The sequence below is a fragment of the Curtobacterium sp. MR_MD2014 genome, from assembly GCF_000772085.1.
In the GTDB taxonomy this organism is placed as follows: domain Bacteria; phylum Actinomycetota; class Actinomycetes; order Actinomycetales; family Microbacteriaceae; genus Curtobacterium.
Genome location: NZ_CP009755.1, coordinates 2,477,308 through 2,493,843, shown reverse-complemented (window position 1 = coordinate 2,493,843; position 16,536 = coordinate 2,477,308). Strand labels below are relative to the sequence as shown.

Below are 16,536 nucleotides of genomic sequence, written 5' to 3'. Positions count from 1 at the left end.
AGCGTGCCGCGAGCCTTCCGTCGAGCGTACCGCTGGGGTCAGGGCGGGCCGAGCAGCCAGAGCACCGCGACGAGCACCGGCTGCCCGAGGAGCGCACAGCTCACGAACGTCCAGCGCATCCAGGGCCGGGCGACGAGCTCGGGGGAGCCGAACAACGGCGCGAGCGGCATGAGGAGCCGCGGGGTGGACGCCATCGGCAGGGACACCGCGAAGATGTAGAGCGCGTAGGCGGCCGAGTACAGCACGGTCGTCGAGCCAAGCGCCCGGGTCGAGCGCCGCAGCAGCCAGACGGGGTACGCCACGAGCAGGACGACCACGATCAGGACCCCACCGACCCCGAGCCACCGCCCGGCGATCAGGAACCAGGGCGTCATCGGTGTGAAGTCGACCCGCCCGATGAAGTTCACCCACCAGGACATCTCGGTCTCCAGGTAGGCGTCCGACCGCCCGGTGACGTGCGCCGCGATGACCGGCCACGCCAGACCCGCCGCAGCCATCACCACGCCGGCGGCGACGACCCGGACGCGTTCCGCCACCGGGAAGGCCTCGAGGGACCGCACACCGGTGCCCGCGGCGGCTCGTCGTGCACGCACCCAGCGGACGAGTGCGACGACCCCGAGCAGGAGCGGCAGCGCGAGCGCCCCGGGACGGGTGAACGCCGCGACCACGCCGAGCACCGTCAGCAGGCCGTAGCGCCGTCGTTCGAGCGCCAGCAGGGCGCCGAACGTCAGTGCCAGGAACGTGCTCTCCGCGTAGCCGACCTGCAGCAGGAACGACAGCGGACCGCACGTGAAGAAGAAGACCGCCCACATGCCCGCGGCGTTGCCGGCACGGTCGCTCACCAGCCGGTGCAGCAGGAACGTCGCCACGAGCCCGGCGGCCAGCGCGACGAGGGGCGCCCCCACGGCGAACGGCACCCCGGTCGAGGCCGTCAGCATGCGGATGGCGAAGGGGAACGCCGGGAGGAAGGCCCACGCGTTCTGGGCGACGTGCCCGGCGGCGTCGAGCGGCAACGTCGTCGGGTAGCCGTGCACCGAGATCTGCTCGTAGTACTGGCCGTCCCACGCGGTGAGGAACGACCCGAACCCGTGCTCGTTGCCCCAGATGGCGTTGTCCGGCATCTGCCGGGCCATCAGCGGGTAGGCGAGCGCCAGCCAGACCGTGGAGACGAGACGGCCGCCGCCCCACACCAGCAGCACCGCGGCCCAGACGGGCAGGCTCGTCGCCAGGTCGACGATGCGACGTCGACCGTTCGCGAGCGTCCCGGTGACGGCGCCGTCGGTGCGGCTCACCGGCCCGCTCCGGCGGGCGCAGGGCTCTCGGTGGGCACGGACCGAGCGTACCGACCGTCGCCTGGCACCCTCCGGCACGCCGGTGGCCGGTCGCGGACGGGTCGGTCGTCGGTGGTCGGCCGGGAGGCCCGTCCCGCGTTCTGCACACCGCAACGGCTCCGGCGGGTGGTCGGTCCGCGCAGTGGGGCCGGCCCTAGCCTGGAGGCCCACCCGGACGGACCGCGTCCGACGACCAGAGGAGTCCCCGTGCCGAAGACCGCCATCGTCACCGCGAACGCCCCGGCACCCGCCGGCCCGTACAGCCAGGGCATCGTGGCCGGCGGGTTCCTCTACACCGCGGGCTTCGGGCCGCAGGACCCGGCGACGGGGGCGATGGCCGACGACGTCGCCGGACAGACCGCCCAGGTGCTGGCCAACGTCGCCGCCGTCCTCGCCGAGCACGGCGCGACCCTCGACGACGTCGTGAAGTCGACCGTCCACCTCGAGCACTCGGACCGGGACTTCGCCGCCTTCAACGAGGAGTACGCGAAGCACTTCTCGGAGCCGTACCCGGTCCGCACGACCGTGCAGTCGCACCTGGCCGGGATCCTCGTGGAGATCGACGTCGTCGCGGTGCTGCCCAGCGCCTCCTGATCGTCACCCGCCGTCCCGCTCCCTGAGCGGAACCTCACCGACCTCCGGTGCCCCTCGGTGCCGTCGCGCCCGCACGCCGGATCCCGGCGCCCGGGGTGGTGCCCGTCAGACGTCCGGCAGCGAGCACCGGCACGCCCGCCACCAGGACGTCGTCCGTCCCCACAGCCGTGGCCGTCGGGTCGTCGTAGGTCGACCGCGCCGCCACCCGCTCGGGGTCGACCACCGCGAGGTCGGCGACCGCCCCCGCACGCACGACCCCGCGGTCGCCCAGCCGCAGGTGCTCGACGGCGGTGGTCGACAGGTGCCGCTGGGCGTCCGGCCACGACAGCAGCCCGGCACGCACGAAGTCGCCGAGGTACCGCGCCACGGTGCCGGTGGCCCGCGGGTGCGGGTGCGTGCCGACGTGGATGCCGTCCGACCCCGCGGTGTGCCCGGGGTGCCGGACGAGCGGCGCGAGGTCGGCGGGGGAGCGCGGGTGCGGGACGCGCATGATCGCGGTCACCTGCAGGTCGGAGGCGACGAGCAGGTCGATCGCCAGGTCCACGGGTTCGGTGCGTCGCACCGTCGCGGCGTCGGTCAGGGTGCGGCCCTGCAGGTCGTGGTGCGCCGGTGAGGGCACGTGGGAGAGCGTGACCTGGTCCGCCCAGCCCGGTCCGAGGTCCGGGCGCGCGGTGACCCGGTCGAGCACGGCGGTGCGGACCCGGCGGCGTCCGGCGTCGTCGGCGACCGCGCGGGCGAGGTCGTCGGTGCCGGGGCGCGCGAGTGCGGCGGGGAGCAGCAGCATCGACAGGATCGTGCACCCGCGGGAGTACGGGTACGCGTCGAAGGTCAGCCGTACCCCCGCGGCCGCCAGGTCCTCGAGCACGCCGAGGGCCGTGTCGACCGGAGCGTGCAGGTGCGACACGTGCGCACGGACCCCGCTCGACCGGACGATCTCGGCGACCTCCTCGAGCCCGACGCGGAGGTTCGCCTCGTACCCGCCGCGGACGTGCGACACGTAGACGCCGTCGACGGCGGCGACCTCCGCGCAGAGCGCCGCGAGCTCGGCGGTGTCGGCGTACAGCCCCGGCACGTAGTCGAGCCCGGTGGCGAGCCCGAGCGCTCCCTCGGCGAGCCCGCGGCGGACGAGCGCGCCCATCGCCGTGGTCTCCTCGGCGGTCGCGGGTCGGTCCTCGTCGCCCAGCACCTCGTGCCGGATCGTCCCGGCGGGCACCAGGGTCGCGACGTTCAGCGGCGTGGTGCCGTCGTACGTCGCCAGCAGGCCGGCGGTGCCGCCGCCGCGGTACCGGGGGTGCGGGCCGTCGATCGCCGCGAAGTACCGGCCCGCCCACCTGCCGTCGCCGGGGGCCGGGCCGACGCCGTCCTGGCCGGTGACGATCGACGTGACGCCCTGACGGAGCAGCGCGAGCTGGACGTCCTCGTCGAAGACCCGGGACCCGGCGTGCGAGTGCGCGTCGACGGCCCCGGGGAGGACCGTGCGGCCACCGCAGTCGATCGTGCTGGCGTCGTCCGGCACGGGAACCGTCGCACCGACCGCCGTGATCCGACCGCATTCCACGAGCACGTCCGCGCGGGTGGGGCCGTCCCGGTCGACGACGGACCCGCCGCGGAGCACGAGCGGCGCACCGGTCTCCGCGGTGGTGGTCACCGGGCGAGCCCCGCGACGAGCCGCTCCGCGCGGGACCGCAGCGCGACCGTGTCCCCGGTGCCCAGGGCGTCACCGACCAGGGGGGAGCCGAGTCCGACCGCCACCGCACCGGCTGCCAGGTAGTCGGCGGCATCGTCGATCCCGATGCCGCCGGTCGGGACCACGTCGACGAAGTCGAGCGGGGCGAGCACCTGCCGCAGGTACGCGGGGCCGCCGAGCTGTGCCGCCGGGAACACCTTCACCGCCCGGGCGCCGAGCCGCCACGCCCGCACGATCTCGGTCGGCGTCGCTGCCCCCGGGTACCAGCCGAGGCCCCGCTCGTGGGCACGCTCGCCGATCGCGGGGTCGAGGTGCGGGCTGACGACGAAGGACGCCCCCAGGTCGGCAGCGTCGTCGACCTGTTCCGGGTCGAGGACCGTGCCCACCCCGACGGAGACGCCGTCGCCGAACCGTCGCGCGGTCCAGGCGGTGCCCTCGCGCCAGCGCGGGGTGTTCGTGGTGAGCTCGACCGCGCGGACGCCGGCGCCCACCAGGGTGTCGACGACCGCCTCGACGTGCTCGCCCGTGCCGCCGCGGAGGATCGCGACGGCCGGACCCGCGCCGTGCCGGGTGCCGTGGTGCGGCACCGACGGGCTGTCGCCGGTGGACGTGTGGTGGGTGCTCACGGTGGGGCTCCTCGGATCGGTCGGGCGGGTTCGTGCCGGACGGGTGGTGGTCGCGGTCAGCGGTCGACGCGGTCGTGCACCGCGGTGTCGATCGCGGCTGCTCGGGGGCCGGCCGGGTCTGACGGGTCCGACGGGTCTGACGGGTCGGACGGATCGGACGGGTCCGACGCGTCAGCGGTGAGCGTGTCGGGGCTCGCGCCGGGGACCGGCAACCGCCAGTCGCCCGGGACGGTGCAGGCGAGCGCTCCGGCGTCGGCGGCCCGGTCGAGCGCGCTGTCCGCGTCGGCCCCCGTGAGCGTCGCCGCGAGCCAGGCCGCCACGAACGCGTCACCGGCACCGACCGGGTCGACGACCCGGACCGGTGTCGCCGCGCGGCGGGTCGTCCGCCCGTCCACGACCGAGACGGCGCCGCGGGAGCCGAGCTTCACCACGGCACGACCACGGGCCAGGTCGGCGAGCCCACGGGCGAGGTCCTCGTCGGACTGCAGCGGGCTCGCCCCGTCGTCCCCGGCACCGTCCGGGGCACCGAGCAGGATGCGGGCCTCGTCGTCGCCGGCGAAGACCACCGCGGCACGGGCGGCGACGGCGCGGTAGTGCTCCCGGGCGACCGCGGCGTCGAGCAGCTTCTGCCGGTGGTTCACGTCGAAGGACACCGGGACCCCGGCGGCCTCGGCGCGGTCGAGCACCGTGGTGACGGTCCGCCGGGCGGACTCCGAGAGCGCGAGCGTGATGCCGCTGACGTGGACGAGCGCCGACCGCTCGACGAGCCCGGCGGGGACGTCCTCCGGTGCGAGCGCCGAGCCCGCGGAGTGTCGACGGTGGTAGGTCACGCGGGTCCGGCCGTCCCGCAGTCGTTCCTTCATCATGAGCCCGGTCGAACGCTCGGGGTCGACGACCGCGGCGACCTCGACGCCGGCCTGCCCGACGTCCCGCAGGACCCGGTCACCGGCGGGGTCCGCCCCCACGCGTCCGACCCACGTGGCCGGGACACCCGCGCGGACCAGCCCGATCGCGACGTTGCTCTCCGCCCCGCCGGTGTCGACGCGCATGTGGTCGAGGTCGCACACCTCGCCGACACCGGGGCCGGCCAGCAGGAGCATCGTCTCGCCGAGGGTGAGGACCCCCGTGTGCGCGCTCACCGGGTCACCCCACCCGGTGCCGTGCGACGCAGGGCGAGCTGTGCCGACGAGGACCCGAGCGCGACCGAGATCTCGAGCGCGGTCCGCACGACACCGTCGCCGAGCTCGCGGACCGCCGCCGCCGGGAAGCGGGACGCCAGCCCCGAGATGCTCATCGCGCCGACGACCTGGTTCGCGTGGTCGAGCACGGGTGCGGCCACGCAGCGGATGCCCGGCTCGTTCTCGCGGTCGTCGATCCCGTACCCGCGCGCCCGGGTGCGGTCGACCTCCTGCCGCCAGCGTCCGTCGTCGGTGATCGACTGGTCGGTCATCGCGGTCGCGGGCACGGCGAGCACCGCGCCGAGGAGCCCGGGGTCGCCGAACGCCACGATCGCCTTGCCGGAGGCGGTGTTCCGCATCGGCAGGCGGTGGCCGATGCGTGACCCCATCCGGACCGTTCCGCGGGTCTCGACCTTGTCGACGTAGACGATGTCCGTGCCGTCCGGCACCACCAGGTGACAGGTCAGGCCGGTCGACTCCGCGGTGCGCCGCATGAACGGCGCCGCTGCGGCGCGCAGGTCGATGCCCTCGAGGTAGCTCTGGCCGAGCAGCAGTGCGCCGAGCCCGAGGGTGAAGCCGGCGTCCGGGGTGCGGCGGAGCAGGTCGGTCTCGACCATCGGCGCGGTCAGGCGCAGCACGGTCGACTTCGCGGTGCCCAGGGTCGTCGCGAGCTCGCCGAGCGACACCGAGGCGGCGCCGTTCCGGGTGCGGTCGGCCACGTGGTCGAGGACCGTCAGGCCCCGGCGGAGCGACAGTGCGGCGTTCCGCGCGGGCACGGGCGACGGCGGCGACTGCTCGTCGTCGGGCATCAGAACCACGTCGCGATCGTCTCGGTGACCGTGTCGTCGTCCGCGAGCACCTGCACCTGCCGCCACTTGTCGAAGACCGTGCACGGGTGGGAGACCCCGAGCACGACGACGTCGCCGGGCGTCAGCCCGGGCGCCCCGTCACCCAGGGCGAGGTAGCAGTGCTGGTCGTCGAGGCGGGTGACGGTGACCGCCCCGGGTGGGACGACCTGCGGGTCGTGTGCCGTGCCTCCCGGCCGGACGCCGCGCACCACCGGCAGGCCCTCGTCGAACGAGACGTCGCGCTTGCCGACCGCGACCAGCGCGCGGCCCGGCTCCGGGCAGGACGTGACGCGGCCCCACACCTCGATCGCCGGGCGGAGCGAGCCCTCCTCCGGGCGGCGGCCGAACGGCGTGCGCTCGGCGTAGAAGCCGTCGTCGTGCGTGAGGTAGGCGCCCGAGCGCAGGAGCACGTCGACGTCGTCCGGACGGCCCTCCACGGCGTCGACCACCCCGTCGAACCAGGCGCTGCCGCCCATGCTGAGCAGGGTGCGGCCGGCGACGAGACGACGCACGTCGCTGGCGATCGCGAGGACCTCGGCGACCCAGGCGCGTGCGGTGTCGACGTCGGGCAGGCCCCCCTCGTACCCGGTCACCCCGCGGAGGACGAGACCCGCGTCGTGCGCCGCGACGGCGACCTCGCGCGCCTGCTCGGCCGAGCGCACGCCCGTCCGGCCGCCGGGGAACCCGACCTCGACCAGCACGTGGACGGTGCCGCCGACGGAGCGGGCGGCGCTCGCCGCCGCGGTGACACCGGCGACGGAGTCGACGTTGCAGAGCACGTCGGCGTCGGGGTCGACGCTCCGGCGGGAGGCGAGCCAGGCGAGGCCGGCGGGGTCGAGGACCTCGTTGGCGACGAGGATCCGGTGCACGCCGTGTGCCCACGCGACCATGGCCTGCTGGACGGAGGCGACCGTGACGCCCCAGGCGCCGGCACGGACCTGGCGGTCGGCGAGGGCCGGGGCCATGTGCGTCTTCATGTGCGGGGCGAGCAGCAGCCCGTGGCGGTCGACGTACGACTGCATGACGGCGGTGTTGTGGGCGAGGGCGGACTCGCGGAGCGTCATCACCGGGAGGTGCGCGTGGTCGAGGACGTGCCGGCCGAGGACGGGGGCGGCGGGGTCGGCTGCGCCCTTCGTCGTGACGGTGCCGGGCGGGCGGACGGGGTGCCCTGCTGCTGCGGGGGTGGTCGTCATCGGTCCTCCTGCGTCGTGCGGTGTGCTCCTGGGGCAACGATCCCGGTGCCGGGTCCACCGGGCAACGTCCTCGTCCCGCCCATTCTGCGGTGCAGAACGGTGGTACGCCCCGGCGCCTGCCGGCTGCGTCGGGCAGAAACCGAGCGGGCATAGCATTCGACGTGATGACGACGATGACGACGACACGACGACGGGGGAGCACGGCGGTGGCCGTGCTCGTCGCGGGCACCTTCTTCATGGAGCTCCTGGACGGCACGATCCTCGCGACCGCAGCCCCGGCGATGGGCCGCGACCTCGGCGTCGACTCCGCCGCGATCGGTGTCGCGATCACCGCCTACCTCGTCACGCTCGCGGTGTTCATCCCGGTCAGCGGCTGGCTCACCGACCGGGTCGGCTCCCGCACGGTCTTCACCGGCGCGATCGCGCTCTTCACGGTGGCCTCCGCCCTGTGCGCGGCGTCGGAGGGGCTCGTCGAGCTGACGCTCTGGCGGATCCTGCAGGGGCTCGGCGGAGCACTCATGGTGCCCGTCGGACGGCTCGTCGTCCTGCGGAGTGCCGGACGCGAACAGCTCGTCACCGCCATCGCGATCCTCACCTGGCCCGCACTCGCGGCACCGATCATCGCCCCGTTCGTCGGCGGCGTGCTCGTCGACACCCTCAGCTGGCACTGGATCTTCCTCGTCAACATCCCGCTCGGGGTGATCGCCTTCGTCGCCGCACTGGTCCTCGTGCCGCAGGAGCGCGCTCCGGAACGCGTCCCGTTCGACTGGCGTGGGTCGCTGCTCGCCTGCCTCGGACTCGGCTCGCTCGTGGTGATGGCGTCCCTGCTCGCACTCGACGAGATCCCCCTGGTCGCGGTCGTCGTGTCGGGCGTGGTCGGGGGCGTCTGCTGCTGGCTCGCCGTGCGGCACTTCCGTCGGGCCCCGCACCCGATCATGGGCCTCGGGTCGTTCCGGCTCGAGACCTTCCGCGTCTCGCACGCCGGGGGCAGCCTGTTCCGGCTCGCCGTGTCGGCCGTGCCGTTCGTGCTGCCGCTGCTCTTCCAGGACGCCTGGGGCTGGAGCGCGGTGCTCGCCGGGTCCGCGGTGCTGTGGGTCTTCGTCGGCAACCTCGGGATCAAGCCGATGACCACGCCGTTCCTCCGCTGGTTCGGCTACCGGCCGGTGATCGTCGTGTCGAGCGCGATCGCAGCGCTGAGCGTCGTCGCGATGGTGTTCCTGACCGAGGACACCCCGTTCTGGCTGCTCGCCGTGCTGCTCGTGGTGAGCGGCGCCGCGCGGTCGGTCGGCTTCACGGCGTACAACACGATCGCCTTCGCCGACGTCGAGCAGGCGGACATGACGCCGGCGAACACGCTCTCGTCGACGCTGCAGCAGGTCGCAGCGGGCTTCGGGGTCGCCGTCGCCGCCGTGGCCATCCGGGCTGCGGCCGGGCTCGGCGGGACCGGGCCCTACGACGTGGCCTTCTGGGTGATCGCCGTGCTCCTCGTGGTGGCCTGTGTCGAGGGTGTCCTGATGAGCCGGACCGCGGGGGACACGGTGCGACCGGCGCGACGGGTGCGGGCCGCGGCGCGCTGACCGGCGCCGTCCCGCTGTCCGGCGGGGCTGTCAGCCGTCGGCTGTCCGGGGGCTGTCGGCTGTCCGCTGTCCGTTCGCGACACGGTCACACGATCGGGACCCCGGGTGCGCTACGGTCACAGCAACTGCCCGCGACAGCCGAGTACGGTTGCCGCGGCAGGGTGACCGAGACACCCAGGACGGAAGGCAGCATGGCCGGGCCACAGCAGCAGGGGACGATCACCGACGACACCGCCGTGCAGCCGACCGAGCTGCGCGTCGTCAGCTACAACCTCCGCGAGCACACCGCCAACAGCGAGCTCGCCGCCCTGGCGGAAGCGTCGCAGGCGGACGTGATCTGCGTGCAGGAGTGCGACAGCAACGACCTCGCGCCGGAGGTCGCCGGGCTGTCGCTCGCCGCCTCCACGAAGGCCAACCGACTCGGTCTCGCGATCTACAAGCGCGACGACCGCTTCGAGGTGCAGGACTTCAGCATCCACTCGCTGCAGAAGTCGCTGCACGACCGGGTGCTCGCCCCCGCGCACGAACGGCTCATCGCGATGCGGCTCCGCGACACCGAGGCCGAGACGGAGGTCATCGTGGCCTCGTTCCACGCCTCGCCGCTGACGGCCACGAACTCCCTGCGACGCAAGCAGATCGAGGCGGCCCACCAGTTCGTCCGTGAGCTGTCCGACGAGGCTCCGGCGATCATGGTCGGCGACTTCAACTACCCGTGGTTCCAGACGAACCTGCGCCGGAAGATCGAGGAGCACGGCTTCGCGCTGTCGCTGTCCGACCAGCCGACCTACCTGCGCTACCGCAAGTTCACCGGCCACTTCGACTTCGCGACGAGTGTCGGGCTGCACATCGCCGGCGTCGAGACCCTGCCCGCGGGCATCTCCGACCACCGGCCGATCCTGGTCCGCGCGCACTACGAGCACCCCGGCGTCGCGACCGCCGCCGTCGAGGTCCCGGAGACCCCCGCCGCCTGAGGCCGCCACGGCCGGGTGCTCGCTGTCCCTCGCCCGCGTTCCGGCACCGTCCCGCCGAACGGGCGTGACATGCCGTGTCCGTCCGTCGAGCGGGCACGTTCGGCTGCCAGCACCGCCTGGCGTGACGGATCGTGCCCGCTCGACCCCACCCGCGGCGGGACGGTACTGCACGACGGACGGGAGGCACGGTGCCAGCTGGCACCGTGCCTCCCGTCCGTCGTCGGTCGCCGGGGCGACCGATTCGCACCTCAGCGACGCAGCGTCGCCCGCGCGAGCCGGTTGCCGATGAACTGCCCGAGCTGGACGATCACCACGATCGCCGCCACGGACACGTAGACGATCCACCAGTCGTACCGCTGCGAGCCGTACACGATCGCGTACTCGCCCAGGCCACCGCCACCGATCAGGGCTCCCTGCGCGGTCATGTCGACGATGCCCACGAAGATGAACGTGTAGCCGAGGATGAGCGGTCCGACGCCCTCGGGGATGAGCACCGTCAGCAGGATCGACACGGGGTGCGCGCCGGATGCCCGTGCGGCCTCGACCACGCCCGGGTCGACGGCGAGCAGGTTCTGCTCGACGATCCGGGACACCGCGAAGGACGCCGCGAGCGAGATCGCGAACGTCACCGCGGGGACGCCGATCGTGGTCTGCACGGCGACGCGCGACAGCGGTGCGATCGCGGCCAGGAAGATCACGAACGGGATCGGGCGCACGATGTTCACGAGCACGTTGACGACCGTGTACACCGCCCGGTTGCCGAGCAGGTTGCCCGGACGGGTGGCGTAGAGGACCAGTCCGAGCGCGAGGCCGATCACGCCCGCGAAGACGAGGGAGACCAGCGTCATCACGAGGGTGTCGCGGATCGCGGCGAGGAACACGTCGGACGTGTCGATCACGCTCTGGAAGCCGTTGCCGTTCATGCTGCGACCTCCTCGTCGACGGTGACGTGTCCGTCGCGCAGTGCCCCGATCGCGCGGTCGATGGCGGCGGGGTCGTCCGCGGTCAACTCGTAGGTCAGCGACCCGATGCGGCGTTCGCGGATCTCGCCGACGCCGCCGAACACGAGCTCGGCCGACACCCCGGCGGTGCGGAAGGCCGCGTCGATCCGGTTCTGCAGGCCGACCTCGTCGGTGATCTGCACCGTGACCAGGCGGCCGCGGTGGTGTTCCCGCAGCCGCGCCAGCTGCTCCGCCGAGGGGCGGTCGTGCAGGGCGGTGCGCACGAAGCGCTGCGCCGCACCGGTCTGCGGCGAGGCGAACACGTCGTAGACGTCGCCGACCTCGACCACGCGGCCGTTCTCCATCACGGCGACCCGGTCGGCGATCCGGCGGACCGCGTCCATCTCGTGCGTGATGACGACGATGGTGACACCGAGCTCGCGGTTCACGCGACGGAGGAGCGCGAGCACCTCGGAGGTGGTGTCCGGGTCGAGGGCGCTCGTGGCCTCGTCGGCGAGGAGCAGCTCGGGGTTCGAGGCGAGCGCGCGGGCGATGCCGACGCGCTGCTTCTGCCCGCCGGACAGCTGCTCGGGGTACGCGTGCGCGCGCTCGAGCAGCCCGACGAAGTCGAGGAGTTCGGCCACACGGCGGTCCCGCTCGGCCTTCGCGACACCCGCGACCTTGAGCGGGTACGCGACGTTGCCGGCGATGGTCCGCGAGCGGAACAGGTTGAACTGCTGGAAGATCATGCCGATCTTCCGGCGGGCCAGGCGGCGTTCCTTCTCCGGGATCGCGGTGAGCTCCCTGCCGCCGACGGTGACCGTGCCGGACGAGGGGAGCTCGAGGGCGTTCACGAGGCGGACGAGGGTGGACTTGCCGGCACCGGAGTACCCGATGACGCCGAGGACCTCTCCCTGGTGCACGTCCAGGGAGACGTCCTCGACGGCCACCACGGTCTCGCCGGTGTCGGCGCGGCGGTAGTGCTTCGAGACGCCGCGGAGTTCGACGAGGGCGGGCACTACTGCTTGGCCGCCTTCGCGTCCTGCTCGACCGTCGCGAGCTCGGCCTGGAGCTTCGTGGCGCTCTCGTCGCGGGCGACGGCCTCGGGCAGGTCCTTGGCGAAGGCCTTCTGCACCGCCGGGTCCTGGAACAGCTTCGCCAGGTCGAGGTAGGTCTTGTTGTCCTTGTCGGCGTCGCGCACCGCGAAGACGTTCACGTACGGGGCGGCGCTCGCACTGGCCGGGTCGTCCTGGAAGACGATGTCGCTGGTCGGGAGCTTCGCGGCGGTGGCGAAGTTGTTGTTCACGACCGCGGCGGCGACGGAGCCCTGCTGGAGCGCGTTCGCGGTCTGCGAGGCGTCGAGGGGCTGGACGTCGACCTTCGACGACTCGATGTCGGTCGTGGTCGAGAAGGCCGAGCCGCCGTCCTTGAGCTCGAGGAGCTTCGCGGACTGCAGGATGAGGAGCGCGCGCGCCTGGTTGATCGAGTCGTTCGGGATCGCGACCTTCGCACCCTCGGGCAGCTCGCTCGGCTTCGAGTACTGCGTGGCGTACAGCGGCAGCGGGTACACGGCGGTGGAGCCGATCGGCTGCAGGTCGTCGTCCGAGGTGACGTTGTAGTCCGCCAGGTACTGGATGTGCTGGAACTGGTTGATGTCCAGCTGGCCGTCCTTGAGCGCGGGGTTCGGCAGCGAGTAGTCCGAGAAGTTGGTGAGCTCCACCGTCACGCCGAGCTCGTCCTTCGCGAGCTTCGTGTACGTGCTCCAGTAGCCGAGCGACTTGTCGGCGACGCCGATCGTCACGGTCTTCCCGGCGCCGTCACCGGAGGCAGCGCCCTCGGACCCGCCGGAGCGGACGGCCGCCACGACGACGGCGGCGACGATCGCGACCACGACGACCGCGGCGGCGATGATCCAGCCGACGGGGCGCCTGCCCTTCGGCTTCTGGGGCAGGACGGGTGCTGCGGACATGGGTGCTCCTCGTGGGGGACGTGCCCGGACGGGTGGGGCGGGGCCGGGCGGGGCGAGCCCGGACGGCGGCGTGCACGGGCGGTGCGTGGGGAGCCGCGGGATGCCGCGGCCAGGTTCCGAGTGTGGCTGCCCGCGGCGCGACACGCACGATCCGTTCCGCCGTGTTACATCCGTGCCGTTCTCCACAGGTGCCGCACGGCGAGCACCGGGCGCTGCGGGGCTTGGTTGACTCGGAGCGTGCGCAGCCTCGAACTCGTCCTCGACCCCGACTCCGACGCCGCCGTGCGCGCCGCGTGGGACGCCCTGACGGCAGCCGACCTGCCGAGCCTCGGCCGGTCGGGGACGAACGACCCGCACGTCACCCTCGCGGCCGGCGACGCGCTGCCGGTCCCGGAGGGGTTCGACGCCGCGGTGCCGACGACGCTCCGGCTCGGTGGCCTCCTGCTGTTCCCCGCCGGCGCCGGGCGGTCCGTGCTCGTCCGTGCCGTCGTCGTGGACCCGGTCCTCGCGGCCTTCCACGCGGCGGTGCACCGGCGGGCACCCGGCGCCGTGGAGACCTCGCTGCCCGGCGGCTGGTCGCCGCACGTCACCTTCGCCCGTCGGGTGCGCGACGAGGACCTGCCCGCCGCGGTCGCGGCGCTCCGGGCGACCCCGCTGCCGGAGACCCTGACCGTCGGCGGGGTCCGCCACTGGGACGGCGAGACGAAGACGGTCACCCCCGTCGCGTGAGGGGTGGCCCCGGTCGGGAGGCGCGGCTCAGGTCCGCAGCACCCGCTCACCGAACACGGACGCGAACCGCCGCTCCGGATCGGCCGCCGCCACCAGCCTGCGGAAGTCCGGCAGGCGCGGCCAGAGGGCCTCGACCGCGTCGGCGTCGAGCGAGCTCGTCTTGCCCCAGTGCGGCCGGCCGTCGAACGGCGCGAGCCGTGCTTCGAGGTCCGGCAGCAGCGCCGCGACCGCCTCGGGGTGCTTCCGCCAGGTGAACGCGATGCAGAGGACGTCCTCGCCCTGCGTCGGGCTGAGCCAGGACGGGTCGGCGGCCATCGTGCGGAGCTCGCAGACGTGCAGGTGTGGCTGGATCCGGTCGGCGAGCCCGCGGAGGGCCTCCAGTGCGGCGGCAGCGTGCCGCAGCGGGACGAAGTGCTCGCTCTGCACCTCGGACCCGACGCTCGGCACCGCGTCGATCGGGAAGTGCGGCAGCCGGTCCCACCACGGGCCCACGGTGCCGTCGCGAGCGGTGACGTGACCGTCGGCCGGGCGTCCCGGCAGCCGCGGTGCGCCGAGCAGGGCCTCCAGGACGTCGACGTCGTCGGCGCCGTCCGGCACGCGGGACTTCAGCAGCACCTCGCCGACCTCGTCCCCGAACACCGTGTAGGAGCACACCGAGTAGGCCGCGGCGTGCACGTCGGCCACGTGCGCGACGAACCGGTCCCACGGGACGGGCCCGTACGCGTCCTGGCGCATCCGGTAGGACGGTTCGACGTCCACCTCGACGCGCGTCACGATGCCGAGCAGCCCGAGGTGCAGCACGGCCCCGTCGAAGTCGTCCTCGCCGCGACGGACCGTCCGCACGGCACCGTCCGGTCCGAGGAGCTCGAACGACCGGACGGCGGTGCTCAGCGACCCGAGCGTCGTGCCCGACCCGTGCGTCCCGGTGGCGATCGCGCCGCCGATCGAGATGTGCGGCAGCGAGCCGGTGTTGTGCAGGGCGACCCCCGCGGCGTCGAGTTCCGGCGCCACCACCCCGTAGCGGGTACCGGCACCCATCGAGGCCGTGCCGGCGGCGGCGTCGACGACGAGGTCCGTGGGGAGCCCCGTCAGGTCGAGCAGCACCCCGTGGGCGTCTGCCACGTCGTTGAACGAGTGGCGGGTGCCGAGCCCGTGCACCCGCTGCGACCGGGCGACGACCTCGGCGGCCTCCTCCAGGGTGCGCGGCCGTTCGACCCGTTCGGCCGAGTAGGTGACCGTACCGGACCAGTTGACCTCGCGCGCCGTCGACCGCATGCCGCCCACGATGCCACGCCGTCGTCGACGTGGCACCGGGGACCGCCGGCCCGGTCCGGTGGTGTTCCGGGTCAGTGCATCGCGGGGGCGCCGGCGGGTGCGCCCTCGGGCGTCGCCGGGCGGCGGACGAACGCCGAGGTGAGGATGCCGACGAGGGAGATGACGCCGCCCACCAGGAACGCGGTCTGCACGCCCGAGGCGGTCGCGGCGGCGACCCCGGCGGCGTCCGCGTCGGCCCCCGCCGAGGCCGCACCGATCGTCAGGAGCGTGACGAAGAGCGCTGTCCCCGCGGCACCTGCGAGCTGCTGCGTCGTCCCGAGCACCGCGCTGCCGTGCGAGTACAGCTTCGGCGGCAGGCCACCGAGCGCGGCGGTGAAGAGCGGGGTGAAGGTGAGCGCGAGGCCGATGCTCAGCACGACGTGGGCGCCGAGGACGAACCACACGCTGGTGTCGACCCCGACCGTGGAGAGCGCCCAGAGCACGGCACTGATGATGATCGACCCGGGCACGAGGAGCACGCGGGGGCCGCGGCGGTCGTAGATGCGGCCGACGAGGGGCGAGAGCAGCCCCATGATCAGGCCGCCGGGCAGGAGCAGGAGCCCGACGGTCAGCACCTCGAGCCCGAGGACGCGCTCGAGGTAGATCGGCAGCAGGATCAGCGTGCCGAACATCGCCATGAAGCTGATGCCCATCGCGACGATCGGGACCGTGAAGCCCTTCGTGCGGAAGGTCCGGAGATCGAGCAGGGCGCTGTCGGTGCGCTGCAGGCGGGTCTGCCGGACGACGAAGAACGCCAGTGCCGCGAAGCCGACGACCAGGGCGAGGACGGGGACGAGCGGCCCGGTCGACCCGGCCTCGCCGAAGCTGGACAGCCCGAAGACGATCCCGCCGAACGCCACGGCGGAGACCACGACCGACAGGACGTCGAGCGGCGCGCGGCGGGGCGTGGTCACGTTGCGGACCTTGAGCACGCCGAGCACGAGCGCGGCGACGGCGATCGGCAGCACGAACCCGAAGAGCCAGCGCCACGAGAACGCGTTGAGGATCAGGCCCGAGATGGTCGGGCCGACGGCGGGCGCCACCGAGATGACGATCGAGATGTTGCCCATGATGCGGCCGCGGTGCGCGGGCTCGACCAGGTTGAGGACGGTCGTCATGAGCAGCGGCATCATGATCGCGGTGCCGCTGGCCTGCACGATGCGGCCGACGAGCAGCACGGGGAAGCCGGGTGCCGCGAGGGCGACGAGCGTACCGAGGCTGAACAGCGCCATCGCCGCGATGAAGACCTGGCGCGTGCTGAAGCGCTGGAGCAGGAACCCGGTGATCGGGATCACCACCGCCATGGTGAGCAGGAAGCCCGTGGTGAGCCACTGCCCGGTGGCCGCCGAGATGTCGAGGTCCTCCATGAGCCGGGGGAGCGCGACACCCATGATCGTCTCGTTGAGGATGACGACGAACGCGGAGACGAGCAACAGCCCGATCACGAGTCTGGTCTCGCCGGCGGAGGGCTGCGAGACGCTCCCGGTGCGCGGGGCGGAATCGACTGCCTGGGTCATGCGGGGCTCCTGGGGAGTGACGGGGGAGTACGGCGGAGAGGACGAGGGCGCGCGGACCGCG

Annotated in this window: 15 protein-coding genes; 4 read left to right on the top strand and 11 right to left on the bottom strand. The window is 73.6% G+C overall.

Annotated features, from left to right (window positions below):
- Positions 1 to 38 precede the first annotated feature (38 nt).
- Complete coding sequence (locus NI26_RS11460) at positions 39 to 1,292, bottom strand: hypothetical protein (RefSeq protein ID WP_066655384.1); 1,254 nt, start codon at positions 1,290 to 1,292, stop codon at positions 39 to 41.
- A 246-nt stretch (positions 1,293 to 1,538) separates the two neighbouring features.
- Between NI26_RS11460 and NI26_RS11455 the strand changes: the two genes are divergently transcribed.
- A complete protein-coding gene (locus NI26_RS11455; protein WP_066655379.1) occupies positions 1,539 to 1,925 on the top strand; it encodes a RidA family protein in 387 nt (128 codons plus the stop codon).
- Positions 1,926 to 1,959: 34 nt separating this feature from the next.
- Here the strand turns inward: NI26_RS11455 and NI26_RS11450 are convergent, their stop codons facing one another.
- Genes NI26_RS11450 through NI26_RS11430 form a run of 5 tightly spaced genes read right to left on the bottom strand, consistent with a single transcriptional unit; the run spans position 1,960 to position 7,457 of the window.
- A complete protein-coding gene (locus NI26_RS11450; RefSeq protein ID WP_235426352.1) occupies positions 1,960 to 3,573 on the bottom strand; it encodes an N-acyl-D-amino-acid deacylase family protein in 1,614 nt (537 codons plus the stop codon).
- Positions 3,570 to 4,238 carry a bifunctional 4-hydroxy-2-oxoglutarate aldolase/2-dehydro-3-deoxy-phosphogluconate aldolase gene (locus NI26_RS11445; RefSeq protein ID WP_200884104.1) on the bottom strand — a complete coding sequence of 223 codons (669 nt, stop codon included), beginning with the start codon at positions 4,236 to 4,238 and terminating at the stop codon, positions 3,570 to 3,572. The genes NI26_RS11450 and NI26_RS11445 overlap by 4 nt, the downstream gene beginning before the upstream one ends.
- Positions 4,239 to 4,294: 56 nt before the next feature.
- On the bottom strand, positions 4,295 to 5,377 hold the full coding sequence (locus NI26_RS11440) for a sugar kinase (protein WP_066655378.1): 1,083 nt from the start codon (positions 5,375 to 5,377) through the stop codon (positions 4,295 to 4,297).
- Positions 5,374 to 6,225, bottom strand: coding sequence for an IclR family transcriptional regulator (locus tag NI26_RS11435; protein ID WP_066655376.1), 852 nt, complete (start codon positions 6,223 to 6,225; stop codon positions 5,374 to 5,376). Before NI26_RS11435 ends, NI26_RS11440 begins: the two co-directional genes overlap by 4 nt.
- Complete coding sequence (locus NI26_RS11430) at positions 6,225 to 7,457, bottom strand: alanine racemase (RefSeq protein ID WP_066655374.1); 1,233 nt, start codon at positions 7,455 to 7,457, stop codon at positions 6,225 to 6,227. The genes NI26_RS11435 and NI26_RS11430 overlap by 1 nt, the downstream gene beginning before the upstream one ends.
- 164 nt (positions 7,458 to 7,621) lie before the next feature.
- Between NI26_RS11430 and NI26_RS11425 the strand changes: the two genes are divergently transcribed.
- The gene (locus NI26_RS11425; protein ID WP_235426351.1) at positions 7,622 to 9,034 is read left to right on the top strand and encodes an MFS transporter; all 1,413 of its coding nucleotides are present in this window, start codon (positions 7,622 to 7,624) and stop codon (positions 9,032 to 9,034) included.
- Between the two features lie 191 nt (positions 9,035 to 9,225).
- A complete protein-coding gene (locus tag NI26_RS11420) occupies positions 9,226 to 10,005 on the top strand; it encodes an endonuclease/exonuclease/phosphatase family protein (protein WP_081984974.1) in 780 nt (259 codons plus the stop codon).
- A gap of 248 nt (positions 10,006 to 10,253) precedes the next feature.
- Here NI26_RS11420 and NI26_RS11415 read toward each other — a convergent pair whose 3' ends face one another.
- The 3 genes from NI26_RS11415 to NI26_RS11405 are packed head-to-tail and all read right to left on the bottom strand — an operon-like array spanning position 10,254 to position 12,915.
- Positions 10,254 to 10,928, bottom strand: coding sequence for a methionine ABC transporter permease (locus NI26_RS11415; RefSeq protein WP_066655373.1), 675 nt, complete (start codon positions 10,926 to 10,928; stop codon positions 10,254 to 10,256).
- A complete protein-coding gene (locus NI26_RS11410; protein ID WP_066655372.1) occupies positions 10,925 to 11,965 on the bottom strand; it encodes a methionine ABC transporter ATP-binding protein in 1,041 nt (346 codons plus the stop codon). The genes NI26_RS11415 and NI26_RS11410 overlap by 4 nt, the downstream gene beginning before the upstream one ends.
- On the bottom strand, positions 11,965 to 12,915 hold the full coding sequence (locus NI26_RS11405) for a MetQ/NlpA family ABC transporter substrate-binding protein (protein ID WP_066655371.1): 951 nt from the start codon (positions 12,913 to 12,915) through the stop codon (positions 11,965 to 11,967). Before NI26_RS11405 ends, NI26_RS11410 begins: the two co-directional genes overlap by 1 nt.
- Positions 12,916 to 13,152: 237 nt before the next feature.
- Between NI26_RS11405 and NI26_RS11400 the strand changes: the two genes are divergently transcribed.
- Positions 13,153 to 13,644, top strand: a complete 492-nt coding sequence (locus NI26_RS11400) for a 2'-5' RNA ligase family protein (protein WP_066655370.1) — start codon at positions 13,153 to 13,155, stop codon at positions 13,642 to 13,644.
- A 27-nt stretch (positions 13,645 to 13,671) separates the two neighbouring features.
- Here NI26_RS11400 and NI26_RS11395 read toward each other — a convergent pair whose 3' ends face one another.
- Both NI26_RS11395 and NI26_RS11390 read right to left on the bottom strand, forming a co-directional pair.
- Entirely contained in the window at positions 13,672 to 14,919 is a 1,248-nt protein-coding gene (locus NI26_RS11395; protein WP_066655369.1) for a D-arabinono-1,4-lactone oxidase, read from the bottom strand.
- A gap of 71 nt (positions 14,920 to 14,990) precedes the next feature.
- Complete coding sequence (locus NI26_RS11390) at positions 14,991 to 16,475, bottom strand: MDR family MFS transporter (protein WP_066655368.1); 1,485 nt, start codon at positions 16,473 to 16,475, stop codon at positions 14,991 to 14,993.
- Positions 16,476 to 16,536 lie beyond the last annotated feature (61 nt).